The organism is Lelliottia nimipressuralis (genome assembly GCF_004115925.1).
Lineage (GTDB): Bacteria > Pseudomonadota > Gammaproteobacteria > Enterobacterales > Enterobacteriaceae > Enterobacter > Enterobacter nimipressuralis.
Window position 1 is genome coordinate 345,726 of the sequence record NZ_SDDX01000001.1, and the last position, 16,741, is coordinate 362,466.

The following is a 16,741-nucleotide window of genomic DNA, read 5'->3' on the forward strand; positions in this document are numbered from 1 at the left end:
AACACTCTCCTTATTCGTCCGGCGTCAGTTCGCCGCGCAGGTTTTGCATCATCGCGGTACGCATCGATTGCACGTCCAGATCCTGACTGAGTAAGTAATGAAGTTTAGTCAGGGTGGCCTCGACCGTCATATCGAACCCGCTGATCACCCCGGCATGCGCCAGCGCGTTGCCCGTGGCATATCCCCCCATATTCACTTTTCCTGACATGCACTGGGTGAGGTTAACCACCAGAATGCCGCGATCGCTCGCTTCCTGTAGCTCTTTCAGGAACTCGCCGTTCTGCGGCGCATTGCCCACGCCGTAGGAACGCAGGATCAGCGCTTTCACCGGCTGGCGCAGGAAGTTGCGCACCACGTCGGCAGAAATCCCCGGATAAATCGTCACCACGCCAATCGGCTGTGGGGTGATCGGGTGAACAATCAGCTCGCCCGCCGTGTGCGGTGCCGGTGGTGTGCCCAGACGACGAATATGGATACCCGCCTCCAGCAGCGGCTGGAGGTTTGGCGACGCAAAGGCATCAAAACCGTCGGCGTGCGCTTTGGTGGTGCGGTTCCCGCGATAAAGTCGGTTGTTGAAGAACAGCGACACTTCATTGATCGGGTAATTGGCGGCGACATACAGGGAGTTGAGCAGATTGATCTGCCCGTCGGAGCGCAGCTCCGCCAGCGGGATCTGCGAGCCGGTCACGATCACCGGCTTGCCGAGGTTCTCCAGCATGAAGGAGAGCGCAGAGGCCGTAAACGCCATGGTGTCGGTGCCGTGCAGGATCACAAAGCCATCGTACTCGTCGTAATGGGCTTTGATATCTTCTGCGATATGCTGCCAGTCTTCCGGCGTCATATCTGAGGAGTCCATCAGCGGATCGTACTCGTGAATGGTGAAGTCTGGCATCTCCTGGCGGTGGAACTCGGGCATCAGCGCGAGCTGGCGCTGGAGATGGCCGGAGACGGGAATATAGCCATTTTCAGAGCGCTGCATACCGATGGTCCCGCCGGTATACGCCACATAAATCGATTTCTTCTGCATGATAGTGTGTTCTTGTGCTTCAAAGAAAAATCCCCCCTTCGCGAGAAGAGGGGACAGGGTTTTTAGCGAACGTTAGCGCAGGTGAGGCAGAACGCGTAACGGTTTTGCGGATCGTTAAAGGCGGCGAGCTTATCGCTCTCGGCTTTTACGACGCTTGCCGCGCTCGCCACTGGCGCAGGCAGATAGGCCTGAATTGCAGCAGGCAGCATCGCGCGCACTGAGCCGGACATGCTGTTCATCATCATATCCACAAACGTCGGCTCATCCTGATAATACGCAATGTGCCACTGTTTCAGTTTTGCCAGTTCGGCGGCTTTCGCGACGGCGTCATCGAAGTCGCCCAGGCTGTCGACCAGCCCATTGTTCTTCGCGTCCTGGCCGGTCCACACATGGCCCTGCGCGATTTTATCCACCTGCTCCGGCGTGGATTTACGGGAATCCGCCACCAGTGTGATAAAGCGCTTATAACCGTTCTCAATGCTGAGCTGCATCATCTGCGACACTTCCGGTGGCAGGGATTTGGTCACGGCCACATCCGCCAGCGGTGACGTCGCAACGCCATCCGTATGCACACCCAGATAATCAAGGCTGTTTTCAACGGTATTAATAACGCCGAAGATACCGATAGAGCCGGTTAACGTACTCGGGTTTGCCACGATGTAGTTCGCTGGTGTGGAGATCCAGTAACCACCGGATGCCGCCATACCGCCCATCGACACCACCACCGGTTTGCCTGCAGCACGCGCAGCGGCCAGTTCCGCACGGATCACTTCCGAGGCGCTGACGCTGCCGCCAGGGCTGTTGACGCGCAGGACAATGGCTTTCACTTTCGGGTCCAGACGCGCATCGCGGATCTGCGACGCGGTCGTGTCACCGCCCACATTCCCCGGCGTCTCTTCACCGTCCATGATCGCGCCGTTGGCAAAGACCACGGCCACGCTGTCACCCGTCTCGTTCGGTTTTTTCGGCGTGTAATCGTAGAGGCTGATGGCGCTGTAGTTCTTGTCTTCTTTGCTCCAGCCAAACTGTTTGGTCAGCGCTTTTTCGATCTCTGCGCTGGAGCCGAGGGTGTCGACCAGCTTGTTATCGAGCGCATATTTCGCCGTATCGCCGCCGACTTTAGTCAGGCCATCCAGCATCGCCTGTGCGCCCGGGAAGACCTGCTCAGGGGTGATCTGACGGTTCGCGGCCACGGTAGCCAGATAGTTCTGCCACAGCTCGCCGATCCAGCGGCTGTCCGCTTCACGGGCGGCAGGGGACATATCATCGCGAATAAACGGCTCAACGGCCGATTTATAGGTACCGACGCGGAACACGTGCGTGCTCACTTTCAGCTTATCCAGCAGCGATTTGTAGTACAGCCCGTTGGTGGCAAAACCGTGCAGATCGACGGTACCCTGCGGGGAGAGCCAAATCTTGTTGGCAAAGCTCGCCAGATAATATTGCCCCTGGCTGTAGCTGTCGCCCACGGCAATCACCGGTTTACCGCTGTCGCGGAATTCACGCAGCGCTTTACCGATGTACTGCATCGACGGCTGATCGCCCCCGGCGAAGTTTTTCAGGTCCAGCACGATGCCGGTAATATTGCGATCGTCTTTCGCCTGACGAATAGCGTCGACGATATCAAACAGGGAGTTTTCCTGCATACGATCGGAGGTGGAGCCAAGCAGCTGGCGGCCAATCACGCCCAGACGATTGCTGGTGGACGGCTTATCGACAATCACACCGGTGATGTCGAGCAGCAGCGCGCCGCGCTCGGAATGCTGCGCCTGGTTACTGCTGCTGATGTGCATCCACAGGCCCACACACACCAGAATCAGGAAGATGAAGAAGATATTCATCACCAGTTCGCGGACAAAATTGAGCAACCGCCACGTCCATTTAAAGAAACCGGCAAAAATTCGCCAAAGGGTTCGCATGTATTCTCCCAAACCAGATAATGACCGTTTCCGTCGCGACTGGACGGCAATGTGGGGTTATCGTAATGACCCAACCGTCACTTGTCAGCAGGAATCGCCCACTGCGCTGTAACAAATTCTGCTGTCGTGTTAATTTTGTGAGCAAATTTGAAGACAGGAGTGAATCAATGGACGCACTTGAACTGCTTGTTAACCGTCGTAGCGCTTCTCGCCTGGCGGAACCTGCGCCTGCGGGCGAACAGCTGGAAAACATTCTGCGCGCCGGTATGCGCGCCCCGGATCACGGTACGCTCTCGCCGTGGCACTTCTTTATTATTGAAGGCGAAGGGCGCGACCGTTTCAGCACCTTGCTTGAGAATGGGGCGATGGCCGCCGAGCAGGATGAAAAAGCGATTGATAAAGCGCGCAATGCGCCGTTTCGCGCGCCGATGATCATTGCGGTGGTGGCGAAATGTCAGCCGGAACATAAAGTGCCGGTCTGGGAGCAGGAGATGTCTGCAGGCTGCGCGGTGATGGCGATGCAAATGGCGGCTGTGGCTCAGGGCTTTAACGGCATCTGGCGCACCGGCCCGCTGACCGACAGCCCGGTGGTGCGCGAAGGGCTCTCCTGCGCCCAGCACGATAAAATCGTTGGCTTCCTCTACTTAGGTACGCCGCAGCTGAAAGCCTCGACCACCATTACAGCACCCGATACCGCCCCGTTCGTCACCCGTTTCTGATAATCGCACTAAACTGTCTGGATTATGAGCAAGCGTCGCATAATTCAGACAGTCATACTTACCTCATCACGGAATGAGCGCTACCATAGCGCGATTGCAATGACAGGAGATGTCCATGAGCGAGCAAACCATTCGTTTAACGCAATACAGCCACGGAGCGGGTTGCGGTTGTAAAATTTCTCCCAAAGTGCTGGAAACCATTCTGCACAGCGAACAGGCGAAGTTTGTCGACCCGAACCTGCTTGTCGGCAACGAAACGCGTGACGATGCAGCGGTATACGATTTAGGAAACGGCACCAGCATTATCAGCACCACCGACTTCTTTATGCCGATTGTCGATAACCCGTTTGATTTCGGGCGCATCGCGGCGACCAACGCCATCAGCGACATCTTCGCGATGGGCGGTAAACCGATCATGGCGATTGCTATTCTCGGCTGGCCGATCAACACCCTGGCGCCGGAAATTGCCCGCGACGTCATCGAGGGCGGCCGCTTTGCCTGCCAGCAGGCGGGGATCGCTCTGGCGGGTGGGCACTCTATTGATGCGCCGGAACCGATCTTCGGCCTCGCCGTCACCGGCGTCGTACCGACCGAACGCGTGAAGCGCAACAGCACCGCGCAGGAAGGGTGCAAACTGTTCCTTACCAAGCCGTTGGGCATTGGCGTGCTCACCACCGCTGAGAAAAAATCCCTGCTCAAGCCCGAGCATATCGGTCTTGCCACCGACGTGATGTGTCAGATGAACCTGGCGGGTGCGGCGTTCGCGAATATCGACGGCGTAAAAGCGATGACCGACGTCACCGGTTTTGGCCTGCTCGGCCACTTGAGCGAAGTTTGCCAGGGCGCGGGCGTGCAGGCACAGCTCTGGTATCAGGACATTCCAAAACTGCCGGGCGTGGAAGAGTACATCGCACAGGGGGCGGTGCCGGGCGGTACGCAGCGTAACTTTGCCAGCTACGGTCATCTGATGGGCGATATGCCGACGGAGTGGCGCGATCTGCTGTGCGATCCGCAAACCTCCGGCGGCCTCCTGCTGGCGGTCACGCCTGAAGCGGAAGCCGATGTCAAAGCCACCGCCGCGGAGTTTGGCATTACCCTGAGCGCCATCGGCGAGCTGGTCAGCGCGCGCGGCGGCCGTCCGATGATTGAGATACGTTAATTCGATGCGTTTGTTTATTGCGGAAAAGCCGAGTCTCGCCCGAGCCATTGCCGATGTGCTGCCCAAACCGCATCGCAAGGGCGACGGCTTTATCGAATGCGGTAACGGGCAGGTGGTCACCTGGTGTATCGGTCACCTGCTGGAACAAGCGCAGCCGGATGTCTACGACAGCCGCTATGCGCGCTGGAATCTCAACGATCTGCCGATCGTGCCGGAGAAGTGGAAACTGCAGCCACGTCCTTCGGTCACCAAACAGCTCAACGTCATCAAACGTTTTCTGCATGACGCGCAAGAAGTAGTTCACGCGGGTGACCCGGACAGGGAAGGGCAACTGCTGGTGGACGAAGTGCTCGATTACCTTGAGCTGGCGCCGGAAAAGCGTCAGCAGGTGCAGCGGTGTCTGATTAACGATCTTAACCCGCAGGCGGTGGAGCGCGCCATTACGCGTCTGCGCGCCAACAGTGAGTTCATCCCGCTGTGCGTGTCTGCCCTGGCGCGTGCCCGCGCCGACTGGCTGTATGGCATCAACATGACGCGCGCCTACACCATTCTCGGGCGTAACGCCGGGTATCAGGGCGTGCTCTCCGTCGGGCGCGTTCAGACGCCGGTGCTGGGCCTGGTTGTGCGTCGCGACGAAGAGATCGAAAACTTCGTCGCCAAAGATTTCTTCGAGGTTAAAGCGCATATCGTCACCCCGAAGGATGAACGTTTTACTGCGACCTGGCAGCCGAGCGACGCCTGTGAATCTTACCAGGACGAAGAGGGGCGGTTGCTGCATCGTCCGCTGGCGGATCACGTGGTCAACCGCATCAGCGGCCAGCCAGCGATGGTCACCAGCTATAACGATAAACGGGAATCAGAACCCGCGCCGCTGCCGTTTTCGCTGTCGTCGTTACAGATTGAAGCGGCTAAGCGCTTTGGTATGAGCGCGCAGAACGTGCTCGATATCTGCCAGAAGCTGTACGAAACCCACAAGCTGATTACCTATCCGCGTTCAGACAGCCGCTACCTGCCGGAAGAGCATTTCGCCGGGCGACATGCGGTGCTGAATGCCATCGGCGTTCACGCCCCAGACCTGCTCCCGCAACCGGCCGTGAACCCGGAAACGCGCAACCGCTGCTGGGATGATAAAAAAGTCGACGCGCACCACGCGATTATCCCGACGGCGCGCGCCAGCAATGTCAATCTGAGCGAGAACGAAGCGAAGGTCTATAACCTCGTGGCGCGCCAGTATCTGATGCAATTTTGCCCGGACGCAGTGTTCCGCAAATGCGTGATTGAGCTGGAGATCGCCAAAGGTAAGTTCGTCGCCAAAGCGCGTTTTCTGGCGGAAGCGGGCTGGCGCACGCTGCTCGGCAATAAAGAGCGCGATGAAGAGAACGACGGCACGCCGCTGCCCGTGGTTGCAAAAGATGACGAACTGCTGTGCGAAAAGGGCGAAGTGATTGAGCGACAAACGCAGCCGCCGCGCCACTTTACGGACGCCACGCTGCTCTCTGCCATGACCGGGATTGCCCGCTTTGTGCAGGATAAAGATCTGAAAAAGATCCTTCGAGCGACCGACGGATTGGGTACAGAAGCGACGCGCGCGGGGATTATTGAGCTGCTGTTCAAGCGCGGTTTCCTGGTCAAAAAAGGGCGCTATATCCACTCGACGGATCCGGGCCGGGCGCTGATTCACTCGCTGCCTGAGCTGGCTGCGCGACCGGATATGACGGCGCACTGGGAATCTATCCTGACCCAAATCAGCGAGAAGCAGTGCCGCTATCAGGACTTTATGCAGCCGCTGGTTGGTACGCTGTTTGAGCTGATCAATCAGGCGCGCAATACGCCGGTGAAATCCTTCAGAGGAATGGTGGCGCCGGGCGGTGGGGATGCGAAGAAAAAGTTTAAGAAGAAGAGTGCGGCCTGACGCCCTCTCACAAGACGCGGGCGAAGATATAAAAAACGGCAACTCTGTTGCCGTTTTACTTTTATCAACCAGGCCAGTAACGGTTTAAATCACCCCTTGCCCGATCATTGCATCCGCGACCTTCACAAACCCGGCGATATTCGCGCCGCGCACGTAGTTTGTCTGCTCCGCTTCTCCGCCGTACTCCACGCAGGCGTGGTGAATATCCAGCATGATGTGGTGCAGACGGGCGTCCACTTTTTCAGCTTTCCAGCCCATACGCGCGGCGTTCTGCGCCATCTCCAGGCCAGACGTCGCCACGCCACCGGCGTTAGCCGCTTTACCTGGCGCAAACAGCACACCGGCTTCCAGGAACAGATCGGTCGCTTCGATGGTCGTCGGCATATTCGCGCCTTCCGCCACAGCTTTCACGCCGTTTTTGATAAGCGTGCGGGCGGCGTCCACATCCAGTTCGTTCTGCGTGGCGCACGGCAGGGCGATGTCTACTGGCACCGACCACGGCTGCTTGCCTTCCAGATAGGTCAGGCCAAACTCGCGGGCGTAATCGGCGACGCGACCGTCGCGGCTGGCTTTAATTTCGCACAGACGCGCCAGTTTTTCCGCCGTGAAACCGGCTTCATCCACCACCGTGCCGCTGGAGTCGGAAGCTGTCACCACGCGCGCACCAAACTGCATCGCTTTTTCAATGGCATACTGCGCGACGTTACCGGAGCCGGACACCGCCACGCGCATCCCTTCAAAGCTCAGACCGTGGCGTTTGAGCATCGCTTCAGTGAAGTACACCAGCCCGTAACCCGTCGCTTCCGGGCGAATCAAACTCCCGCCAAAGGACAGCCCTTTGCCGGTAAACACGCAGGCGCTGTTGTTGGACAGTTTTTTCATCATCCCGGCCATAAAGCCCACTTCGCGCCCGCCCACGCCAATATCGCCCGCTGGCACGTCCGTATCAGGGCCGAGGTGACGATACAGCTCCGTCATCAGCGCCTGGCAGAAACGCATCACTTCGCCTTCGCTTTTGCCTTTCGGATCAAAATCGCTGCCGCCTTTGCCACCGCCCATCGGCAAGGTGGTGAGGGCGTTTTTGAAGGTCTGCTCAAAGCCGAGGAACTTCAGGATCGACAGGTTCACGGAAGGGTGGAAACGCATTCCGCCTTTGAACGGGCCGATGGCGGAGTTGAACTGTACGCGCCACGCGCGGTTCACCTGCACCTGATTTTTGTCATCGACCCAGACCACGCGGAACTGAATCACACGTTCAGGTTCAACCAGACGCTCGAGCAGAGACATCTGACGGTAACGCGGGTTTTCTTCGAGGAATGGCCACAGGGTGGTCATGACTTCACGAACGGCCTGTGCAAACTCGCTCTGATGCGGGTCGCGTTGTTGAACATGGGTAAGAAATGATTCCAGAGAGCGTGTCTGTTCCATAGCGATAAGAGCCTCTTATGACGATTTTTTTAATTTTGTGTGTTGTGTGGGTGATTTGTGGTCGTTTTCGACTATACCACCCGTACCGCTTTGCGTGGCAAGGGAAAATTTACCGGGAAAGTGAAATTAATCAGCGGCCTTGTGTCATAACTAAAAACGATGATGCGCTAAAGATTCAGCGGCAAACAACCGTTATATACAGATCATCCTTCAGGCACCTACACGAGTCAGCCCTGGGTATGCTCAGGTTTGCTGGCTTGATGCAACTTGAATGATTTTGTGTATAGTCATGATCAGCAGATAAAAGGAATCTTTATGAACCGCTACCTAGTAACCGCTCTGTTTGCTCTGTTATCCGCAGGGGCCCAGGCTGATCGTATTCGCCCGGACGTGGAGGTCAATGTGCCGCCAGAGGTGTTCAGCTCCGGCGGTCAGCGTGCGCAGCCCTGCAATCAGTGCTGCATCTATCAGGATCAAAACTATTCGGAAGGTGCGGTGGTGAAGGCCGACGGCGTGTTGCTGCAGTGTCAGCGTGATGAAAAAACCATCAGCACGAACCCGCTGGTGTGGCGTCGCGTAAAAGGATAAAGGCTTCCAGCAGGGGAATATCGGCGGGCGCTAAATCATAGGCGAACGCCTCCTGCGGCGTACACCACACCAGACGGCTGTGATAGTGCGCGACCACGTCGCCGCTAAAGGACGGAACGTGCCAGGCGTGGAGATGAATCAGCCGCCCGGACACTTCGCGCTGGTGGCTGGCAACATACTGCACAGGGAGTGCCTCAATCCCCAGCTCTTCGCGCAGCTCGCGGATCAGCGCCTCGGGCTGCGTCTCACCGGCTTCGACTTTACCTCCGGCGAACTCCCACATTCCCGCTTGATCGGCCTGCGCGGGGCGCTGCGCGAGGAGAATTTTGCCATCCTTTTCAAGAATAGCGGCAACAACCTCGAGAGTTTTCAGCATGGTCGTCAATAATTACAGTTGAAAAACGACATATTATCGTCGCCTTTCAAAGAGTCCAGCCATCAGGAGAGTCCGGTGAAAGAAACATCCGCCTGGGTCCAGCCCGTAGAATCCCTTCCCGCCAGTCTGAAACCCATCGCCGCCATGCAGAAAAAACACTTTGGCGTGGTGCTCAATCCCACCCGCTGGTGGGGAAGAATGCCGCGTCTTTTCTGGCTGGTCGCGCTGTTTGTCGGTTTCCTGGAGAGAAAAAAGGCGCGCCTGAACCCGGCCCTGCGCGCACTGCTGATGACCCGCATTTCGCAGCTCTGCCACTGCGCATTTTGTATCGACGCTAACAGCCTGCGCCTCGCCGAGCGCTGCGGCGCGCTGGATAAAGTCCAGGCGGTCAGCGAGTGGCGTACATCCACGTTATTCACGGCAGAAGAGCGTGCTGCGCTGGACTATGCCGAGGCGACGACGGCCACGCCGCCGCAGGTGACGGAAGCGATAAAATCCGAACTAAAGCGCTTTTACAACGACGAAACCATTACCGAAATGACGGCCCTGATTGCGTTTCAGAATCTCTCGGCGCGTTTTAACGCTGCGCTGGAGATCCCGTCACAGGGGCTTTGTGACGCCTTCAAAGGTCAGCCTCATGCTTGACAGACATCTGCATCCACGCGTTAAACCTGCGCTTAACCGCCTGGTGGCAGTCATCGATAAGCCATTTATCACGCCGGATGGCGTAACGCTTGCGGGCTTTGCCCTCGGCGTGCTGGCGCTGCCGTTTCTGGCCCTCGGCTGGTACCCGGCGGCGCTGGTCGCGATTGTGCTGAACCGCCTGTTCGACGGGCTGGATGGCGCACTGGCGCGGCGTCGCGGCCTGACGGACGCGGGCGGTTTTCTCGATATCGCCCTCGATTTTCTGTTCTATGCCCTGGTCCCTTTTGGCTTTGCGCTGGCGGCACCAATGGAAAACGCACTCGCCGCCGCCTGGCTGCTGTTTGCGTTTATCGGTACCGGGAGCAGTTTTCTGGCGTTTGCGGCGCTGGCGGCGAAACACAATATCGACAACCCAGGCTATGCGCATAAGTCGTTTTATTACATCGGGGGATTAACGGAGGGGACGGAGACCATCGCGCTGTTTATGCTCTGCTGCCTGTTCCCGGCGCACTTTGCGCTGTTCGCCTGGATCTTTGGCGCGTTGTGCTGGCTCACCACCACAACGCGTATCTGGAGCGGGTATCAGACGCTGAAAACCCTGAAATCTTAAAGCGTGCTTTCCGGCGTCAGCGGACCCGTGGTGATCGGATTTTGTGGATGGCTGCTCCACTCGTACCAGCCGCCGTCGTAAACCGAGACGTTTTTCCAGCCCATGGCGCGGGCGTACATAAAGGTTTCTGACGCGCGCCAGCCGGTGCCGCAGTAAAAGGCGACGTGCTGATCCGGCAGGATGTTCCACGCTTTCCACATCGCAGCGATATCCTCGGCGCTGCGCATGGTGCCGTCCGGGTTGTGGAAATCTTCCATATGCGTCGCATCGCTGCCCGCATGGCCCCAGCGCGCGCCTGCGATTTCACCTTTTGGCTTGATGTAGCTGTAGCCGCTGGTTTCGCCGGTAAATTCCGGCCAGGAACGAATACTCACCAGCGAGGCATCCTGGCGATGCAACATCCCGCGCGCCTGTTCCATATCTACCATCAGCTGCGGCTGCCCTGGGATCGGTGCGCCGAAATCATTCGCTGGCGTCTCTTTCACAGGCAATCCGCGCTCGACCGGCAGACCGGCGTCGGACCAGGTTTTCCAGCCGCCATCCAGCAGACGCACATCTTTCACACCCGCGTAGAGCATGATCTGCGCGACGCGCGCCGCCGCATAGACGTCGCGACCGTAGAGGATCACGGTGGTGTCGTGGCGAATGCCCTGTTTTGCCAGCAGCGCTTTCAGTTTGTCGTCGGAGACTTTATTCCACAGCGGCTCGCTTTCGACGTCGTTAGTATCGATATAACCCGCGCCCGGAATGTGATTCAGCAGATAAAATTTCGGTGCGCCCCAGGCGGCTTCGATAATTTTATAATCGCCCGCAGGCGCCGCCGCGACCTTTTTGCCCTGCATCAGCTGGTGCAGCCATTCGGGATAGACCAGTTGCTCGAAATGAGGAAGACGTTGCAGACGATCGGCACTTTGCAGCGCATCGCCAAGCACTGAAATGTGTGAATAACCGGCTTTGGCAAGGCGCGCTTTCACGGCCTGGTTGTCGGTATCGCTGCCGTACAGGGCGATAGCGGTTGTCGGGGTGAGGTTATGCTGTTTTGCCCAGTCGCTGAGCTGCTCATCGCTCATCACCTTCAGCCAGCTGGCTGACAGATTCAGTGCGGCGGGCTCATGCCCGGAGGTGCCAGACAGGGTTTGCGGCCAGCCGTTAAAAAATGCGCTGGCGCGGGTATCGATCACCGCGCCGTGCTGCTGTTGCAGCTGTGCAAGCGTCAGAGAAGGGGCCATATTAGCGGCAAAAGGAGAAACACTGGCAAGACAGAGCGCCAGCGCGGTCAGTTGAGAAACACGTTTCATCGAAAAACCTGACATCATATAAAAGGTGCGTCATTTTCGTCTCCCCCTAAACAGAATTCCTTGCGTTAGCACAGGGTTTAATGCCAGTCGGACAGCTGAATCACACGTCCGCCCGCCGGAATGTCCTCTTCATCGTGCGTGACCAGCACTACCGGAATATTCAGGGCACGAACCTCAGCGAATACCCACTCCCGAAACGTCACGCGCAGGGATTTATCCAGACGACTAAAAGGCTCATCCAGCAATAGCGCGCGCGGCTGCGCCAGCAGGGCGCGCAGCAAACTGACGCGACTGCGTTCACCTCCCGACAGCGTGGCCGGATCGCTGGCATAAAACCCGGCCAGACCGGCGCTGGCAAGCGCCTGTTCAACCCGCTCGCGCCGCGCCGTGCGGATCTGCGCGGGAAGCGCCAGCATCAGGTTCTGTCCGACGCTAAAGTGATCGAACAAGAGCGCGTCCTGGAACAAAATGCCGATCTCCCGTTTTTCAACCGGGCGCGTATCGAGCCGCTGATCGCCAAGCCACAGCTCGCCATGAGCGTGAAAATCGGTGGAGAGGGCGCCCACCAGCCAGGCAAAAAGGGTCGATTTTCCGCTGCCGGAGGGGCCCATCAGCGTCAGAATTTCCCCGCGCGCAACGCTGAAATTGGCATTGCGCAGCAGTGGTTCGAGGGTGAGATTTTTGACCGTCAACATTACCGTAACCCCTGTCGATAGTAGCCAGCGAGCCGCGATAAACCGGCCGCCAGTCCAAATGCGGCGGCGGTAAGCGCCAGAAGCCATAAGGCCTGGCTCGCCAGAATAGCGCTGCTGCCGCCGCTGCTAAGGGCCACCGCTTCGGTGGTCAGCGTGGCAAATCGTCCGGCGCCGAGCCACAGCGTCGGCAGATACTGCGCCATGCTCACGGAAAATCCGGTGGCAAAAGCAATCAGGATCGGGCGCACCAGCAGCGGGCATTTGATTTTAAAAAACAGCTGACTGCGCGACAGCCCGAGGGTTTTAGCGATCAGGAGCAGGCGCGGATCGAGCCTGCGCCAGGCCGGCTGCAGCACCAGCAGCGTCCAGGGCACTACCCACAGCAGATGCCCCCACAGCACCGCCAGAAAGCCGCCGTCAAAGCCCAGCGCGAGCGCCAGACGGTATTGCCCGGCGACGAGAGGCAGGGCGGGCAATGCCAGCGGCAGCCACAGCCAGAGCGCTCCGCGTGACGGACCCCACTCCAGCCAGAGCAAAATAATCGCCAGTGCAATCAGGGCGGAAAACAGAGCAAACGAGAGGCTGGCGTGAAACGGCGCGAGATCAAATTCGCGGTACTGCGCCAGCAGGAGCAGCGCTCCGGCACACAGCAGCCCACAGAGCGGCAGCAGCCAGCCAAGTGCCGTTCCCGTGACGGGCGGACCGGCGTTGTTGCGGTGACCGGACGTGGCTGGCAGCGTGCGTCGCCAGGCTTTCCAGAGCGCAAAGCCCACCGCGGCAAACAATGCCAGCAGGAGCAGCAAAACCAGACACAGCAGCGTGCCTTTGATTTGCTGCTCCGCATCGCCCTGGCTCAGCCACTGCCAGGCCAGCACTGCCAGTGTCGGCGGATTACCCGGCCCGAGAATGATGGCGATATCCACCACCGACAGGGACCAGGCCACCACCGCCAACATCACTGCGCCCAGTGCCGGGGCAATGGTCGGCAGAACCAGCCAGAACAGCCCCTGAATGCGGGAATAACCGAGGCTTTGCAGCACCACCATTTTCTGCGCCAGGGTCTTTTCCGGTAGCAATGCGTAAATCGCCCACAGCACGAAGGCACTCTCTTTCACCGCCATTGTCGCACCAAGGCCTATTCCATAGGGATCAAGCACTGGCGAACAGGCGCTACAAAGCTGATAAACGGCACCGCCTTCGGCAAAAAGCAGCAGCACGCTGGTGGCGAAGGCGACATGCGGCACGGCGAGTAACCATGGCAGGCGGCCATTCATCTGCTGCCAGCGCTTGCCGGGCCAGAGGGCAGACAGGATACAAAGCGCAATAAAAAGCGAACCGAGGGTGGCGAGGGTCGTTGAAACCAGGGTGGCGATCAGCGCCTGCGGCAGCTGCGGATCGCGAAACAGGGATTGCCACCCGGCGGCAGAAAATGCAGGGGACAGGAGCATGGCGGTGGCGGGAAACAGCGGCGCGTAAATGGCCGCCATTGCCAGCCACACCAGCCAGCCTAGCGGGTGCCGTAGCGACGCAGCCATTCCTGCTCCAGAGCATTCACCCACGCCGCGTGCGGCTCAGGCAGCATGGCGGGTAAACCGACCGGGATAAACTGGCGCAGGGCGTGAGCCTGCTCAGCGGGCAGTTTTTGCGGGTCCAGCACGCTCGGATCGCCCCAGATTTTCGGATCGGCTTTGCGACGTTGCGCGGGTGGTGACAGCAGGAAATTCGCCACCACTTTTGCTCCGGCGCTGGCGCTGCTGTTGGCAGGAATCGCCACGAAATGAACATTGCCAATCATTCCGCTGGCAAAGCCGAAGCTTATGCTGTCAGCAGGTAACTCGCCGCTGACCACCTTCTGCCGGGCATGCGCCGGGTTAAAGGTCAGGGAGAGATTCAGATTGCCGCTGGCGAGCAGGGCATCCATTCGTGCCGGTGACGGCGGGAAATCTTTGCCTTCGCGCCAGAGCAGGGGATGAAGCTGGTCGAGATAGCGCCACAGAGGGGCGGTTACCGCGTCAAATGTATGGGGATCGGGCGCGGTTTTTAGCGCATCGGGTGTAGTCGTCAGGTTAAGTAACAGCTGTTCCAGAAACGCGGTGCCAGTAAAATCGGGCGGGCGCGGATAGGTCACTTTACCGGGATGCTGTTTCGCGTACCCGAGCAGGGCGGAAGGATCGCGCAGTGGCTCAGGCAGCAAAGTCTGTCGCGAGATAAACGTCAGTTGTGCTGCGCCCCACGGAGATTCGGCGCCGTCGGTGGCGATGGCAAAATCCTCAGTCACCGGTTTGGTGGTATCGACATACCGCCAGTTGGGGAGCATTTGCGCCCAGCCGCTTTGCAGCAGATTCGCCTGTTTCAGCGTGCGGAAGTTCTCGCCGTTGACCCACAATAAATCGACCGAACCTTTGGTGGTCCGCCCGGCGCGGGATTCCGTCTGGATACGTTTGACCGCATCGGCGGCATCCGCCAGATGCACGATGTTGAGGGTAATGGCGTAGTGAGTTTTCATCTCATCGCTTACCCAGTCGAGATATCGATTCACCGCCGGATCGCCACCCCAGGCGTTAAACCAGACGGTCTGCCCTTTGGCTTCCTGTTGAACGGTTTGCCAGTCGCTGGCGGCGAGCACGGGGGTTGCCAGCAGCAGCCCGGTCAGAAACACGCAATAACGCACACGGCGCATAATGCCTCCCTGTTAATGAGATGAAGGGGTGAAGCGAGAAAACAGCCAGCGAGCGATCAGCGGCAATAACCCTAACAGTGTAAAGGCGATCAGCACTCCCGGCGACAGAATATCGCGCAGAGAGGTCAGTTGCCCCAGTTCGCGCCCGGCGTTGAGGAAAACCACCGTCGCCGGCAGCATCGCCAGCTGGCTCACCCACCAGTAACGCGCCACGCCGAGAGAGGTCAGCCCGCAGAGCAGATTAACCAGAAAAAACGGGAACACCGGCATCAGGCGCAGGGCAAAAAGGTAAAACGCGCCATCGCGTTTCACCCCTTCATTCACCGTCTGCATCGGTTTCGCAAAGCGGCGTTGCACCCAGTCGCGCAGCACATAGCGGCTGGCGAGCATCGCCAGTGTCGCCCCCAGCGTCGAGGCAAAAGAGACCAGCACCATCCCCTCCCAGAAGCTGAATAACGCGCCGCCAAGCAGCGTTAACAGCGCCGCACCAGGAATCGAAAAGGCGGAAATCAGCACATACAGGGCGAAATAGAGCGCGGCACTTTGCACCGGGGCGCGGTCGACGTTATCCAGCAGCATCAGCCGATGGGCGCGGATCGCATCCAGGGAGAGAAATTCCGGCGGCAGTTGCGTGATGAGCAAAGCAAATGCGCCCAACAGGGCGCACAGGAAGAGGATTTTTGACGCGTTCACCGGCACTTACAGCTTGAATTTCGCCCAGACCGGCGCGTGATCGGACGGTTTTTCCATGCTGCGAATATCGTAGTCGATCCCGGTTTCGATGCAGCGCTCGGCCAGAGGCTGGCTTGCCAACAGCAGGTCGATGCGCAGGCCACGGTTATCGTCGAAGCCTTTTGAGCGGTAATCAAACCATGAGAAGCGATCCTGTGTCTCCGGGTTGGCGGTGCGGAAGGTGTCTACCAGGCCCCAACTCATCAGGCGATCCATCCACTCGCGCTCTTCCGGCAGGAAGGAGCATTTACCGGTGCGCAGCCAGCGCTTGCGGTTGTCTTCGCCAATGCCAATATCCAGGTCCGTCGGGCTGATATTCACGTCGCCCATGATCAATACCGGATTTTCTTTGTTCAGCTCGGTGTTCAGGTAATCCTGCAGATCCTGATAGAACTTCGCTTTTGCCGGGAATTTGGTCGGGTGGTCGCGGCTTTCGCCCTGCGGGAAGTAGCCATTAATAACGGTGATATTACCCAGCGGGGACGGGATCTCGGCCATGATAATGCGGCGCTGTGCTTCACCGTCATCGCCAGGGAAGCCGCGGCGGACCGAGACAGGCGTCTCTTTGGTTAACAGCGCCACGCCGTAATGGCCTTTCTGACCGTGATAAAAGACGTTGTAACCCAGCTTCGCAACGTCTTCCAGCGGGAACATATCGTCGTGAACTTTTGTCTCCTGCAGGCCGATCACGTCAGGTTGATGTTGTTCAACAATGGCTTCCAGTTGGTGAGGGCGGGCGCGCAGGCCGTTGATATTAAAAGAGACAAATTTCATAGTCGCTGCCAGTGCAAGGTGAATAGTGCATGGATGGTAGCAGAATTTGCGCCGCCTGTTACCGGGTTAGACCAATAACTGCAACAGATCCTGCCGACGGTGCAATTTTTGCACCATTTCGACGCGCCTTGCCCTCAAAAGGGGCGTAAACGGTCAATAAATTTCGCGAGCGATCACAA

The 16,741-nt window shown here is 58.5% G+C and carries 16 protein-coding genes; 6 read left to right on the top strand and 10 right to left on the bottom strand.

Annotated elements, in window-relative coordinates; genetic code table 11:
• Nucleotides 1-10 precede the first annotated feature (10 nt).
• A complete protein-coding gene (ansA, locus tag ETG88_RS01650) occupies nucleotides 11-1,027 on the bottom strand; it encodes an asparaginase (RefSeq protein ID WP_100780520.1) in 1,017 nt (338 codons plus the stop codon).
• Between the two features lie 62 nt (nucleotides 1,028-1,089).
• Nucleotides 1,090-2,946, bottom strand: coding sequence for a signal peptide peptidase SppA (gene sppA / locus ETG88_RS01655; protein WP_129034400.1), 1,857 nt, complete (start codon nucleotides 2,944-2,946; stop codon nucleotides 1,090-1,092).
• 167 nt (nucleotides 2,947-3,113) lie between these two features.
• Between sppA and ETG88_RS01660 the strand changes: the two genes are divergently transcribed.
• The 3 genes from ETG88_RS01660 (at nucleotide 3,114) to ETG88_RS01670 (ending at nucleotide 6,736) form a co-directional block, all read left to right on the top strand.
• Nucleotides 3,114-3,665 (top strand): NAD(P)H nitroreductase, encoded by a 552-nt coding sequence (locus tag ETG88_RS01660; protein WP_100780518.1) that lies wholly within the window; start codon nucleotides 3,114-3,116, stop codon nucleotides 3,663-3,665.
• Nucleotides 3,666-3,780: 115 nt separating this feature from the next.
• Nucleotides 3,781-4,824: a selenide, water dikinase SelD gene (gene selD, locus ETG88_RS01665; protein ID WP_102103486.1), complete on the top strand. Its 1,044-nt coding sequence runs from the start codon at nucleotides 3,781-3,783 to the stop codon at nucleotides 4,822-4,824.
• A gap of 4 nt (nucleotides 4,825-4,828) precedes the next feature.
• On the top strand, nucleotides 4,829-6,736 hold the full coding sequence (locus ETG88_RS01670) for a DNA topoisomerase III (RefSeq protein ID WP_129034401.1): 1,908 nt from the start codon (nucleotides 4,829-4,831) through the stop codon (nucleotides 6,734-6,736).
• Nucleotides 6,737-6,820: 84 nt separating this feature from the next.
• On the opposite strand, the gene gdhA is transcribed toward ETG88_RS01670, so the two are convergent.
• A complete protein-coding gene (gene gdhA / locus ETG88_RS01675; RefSeq protein ID WP_123429072.1) occupies nucleotides 6,821-8,164 on the bottom strand; it encodes an NADP-specific glutamate dehydrogenase in 1,344 nt (447 codons plus the stop codon).
• A gap of 315 nt (nucleotides 8,165-8,479) precedes the next feature.
• Between gdhA and ETG88_RS01680 the strand changes: the two genes are divergently transcribed.
• Entirely contained in the window at nucleotides 8,480-8,752 is a 273-nt protein-coding gene (locus ETG88_RS01680; protein ID WP_102103489.1) for a YnjH family protein, read from the top strand.
• On the opposite strand, the gene ETG88_RS01685 is transcribed toward ETG88_RS01680, so the two are convergent.
• Complete coding sequence (locus tag ETG88_RS01685; RefSeq protein WP_129034402.1) at nucleotides 8,712-9,128, bottom strand: pyrimidine (deoxy)nucleoside triphosphate diphosphatase; 417 nt, start codon at nucleotides 9,126-9,128, stop codon at nucleotides 8,712-8,714. The genes ETG88_RS01680 and ETG88_RS01685 overlap by 41 nt on opposite strands.
• Nucleotides 9,129-9,203: 75 nt before the next feature.
• Between ETG88_RS01685 and ETG88_RS01690 the strand changes: the two genes are divergently transcribed.
• Nucleotides 9,204-9,773, top strand: coding sequence for a carboxymuconolactone decarboxylase family protein (locus ETG88_RS01690; protein WP_129034403.1), 570 nt, complete (start codon nucleotides 9,204-9,206; stop codon nucleotides 9,771-9,773).
• Nucleotides 9,766-10,383 (top strand): CDP-alcohol phosphatidyltransferase family protein, encoded by a 618-nt coding sequence (locus tag ETG88_RS01695; RefSeq protein ID WP_129034404.1) that lies wholly within the window; start codon nucleotides 9,766-9,768, stop codon nucleotides 10,381-10,383. Before ETG88_RS01690 ends, ETG88_RS01695 begins: the two co-directional genes overlap by 8 nt.
• On the opposite strand, the gene ETG88_RS01700 is transcribed toward ETG88_RS01695, so the two are convergent.
• The 6 genes from ETG88_RS01700 to xthA form a co-directional block, all read right to left on the bottom strand.
• Nucleotides 10,380-11,681: a sulfurtransferase gene (locus tag ETG88_RS01700; RefSeq protein ID WP_129034405.1), complete on the bottom strand. Its 1,302-nt coding sequence runs from the start codon at nucleotides 11,679-11,681 to the stop codon at nucleotides 10,380-10,382. The two genes, ETG88_RS01695 and ETG88_RS01700, sit on opposite strands and share 4 nt — an antisense overlap.
• 77 nt (nucleotides 11,682-11,758) lie before the next feature.
• Nucleotides 11,759-12,376, bottom strand: coding sequence for an ATP-binding cassette domain-containing protein (locus tag ETG88_RS01705; protein WP_129034406.1), 618 nt, complete (start codon nucleotides 12,374-12,376; stop codon nucleotides 11,759-11,761).
• Entirely contained in the window at nucleotides 12,376-13,911 is a 1,536-nt protein-coding gene (locus tag ETG88_RS01710) for an ABC transporter permease family protein (RefSeq protein WP_129034407.1), read from the bottom strand. The genes ETG88_RS01705 and ETG88_RS01710 overlap by 1 nt, the downstream gene beginning before the upstream one ends.
• Nucleotides 13,884-15,047, bottom strand: a complete 1,164-nt coding sequence (locus tag ETG88_RS01715; protein WP_233446106.1) for an ABC transporter substrate-binding protein — start codon at nucleotides 15,045-15,047, stop codon at nucleotides 13,884-13,886. The genes ETG88_RS01710 and ETG88_RS01715 overlap by 28 nt, the downstream gene beginning before the upstream one ends.
• Nucleotides 15,048-15,068: 21 nt before the next feature.
• On the bottom strand, nucleotides 15,069-15,749 hold the full coding sequence (locus ETG88_RS01720; protein ID WP_129034409.1) for a TVP38/TMEM64 family protein: 681 nt from the start codon (nucleotides 15,747-15,749) through the stop codon (nucleotides 15,069-15,071).
• Nucleotides 15,750-15,755: 6 nt separating this feature from the next.
• Nucleotides 15,756-16,562 carry an exodeoxyribonuclease III gene (gene xthA / locus ETG88_RS01725; protein ID WP_123429066.1) on the bottom strand — a complete coding sequence of 269 codons (807 nt, stop codon included), beginning with the start codon at nucleotides 16,560-16,562 and terminating at the stop codon, nucleotides 15,756-15,758.
• Nucleotides 16,563-16,741: the final 179 nt, after the last annotated feature.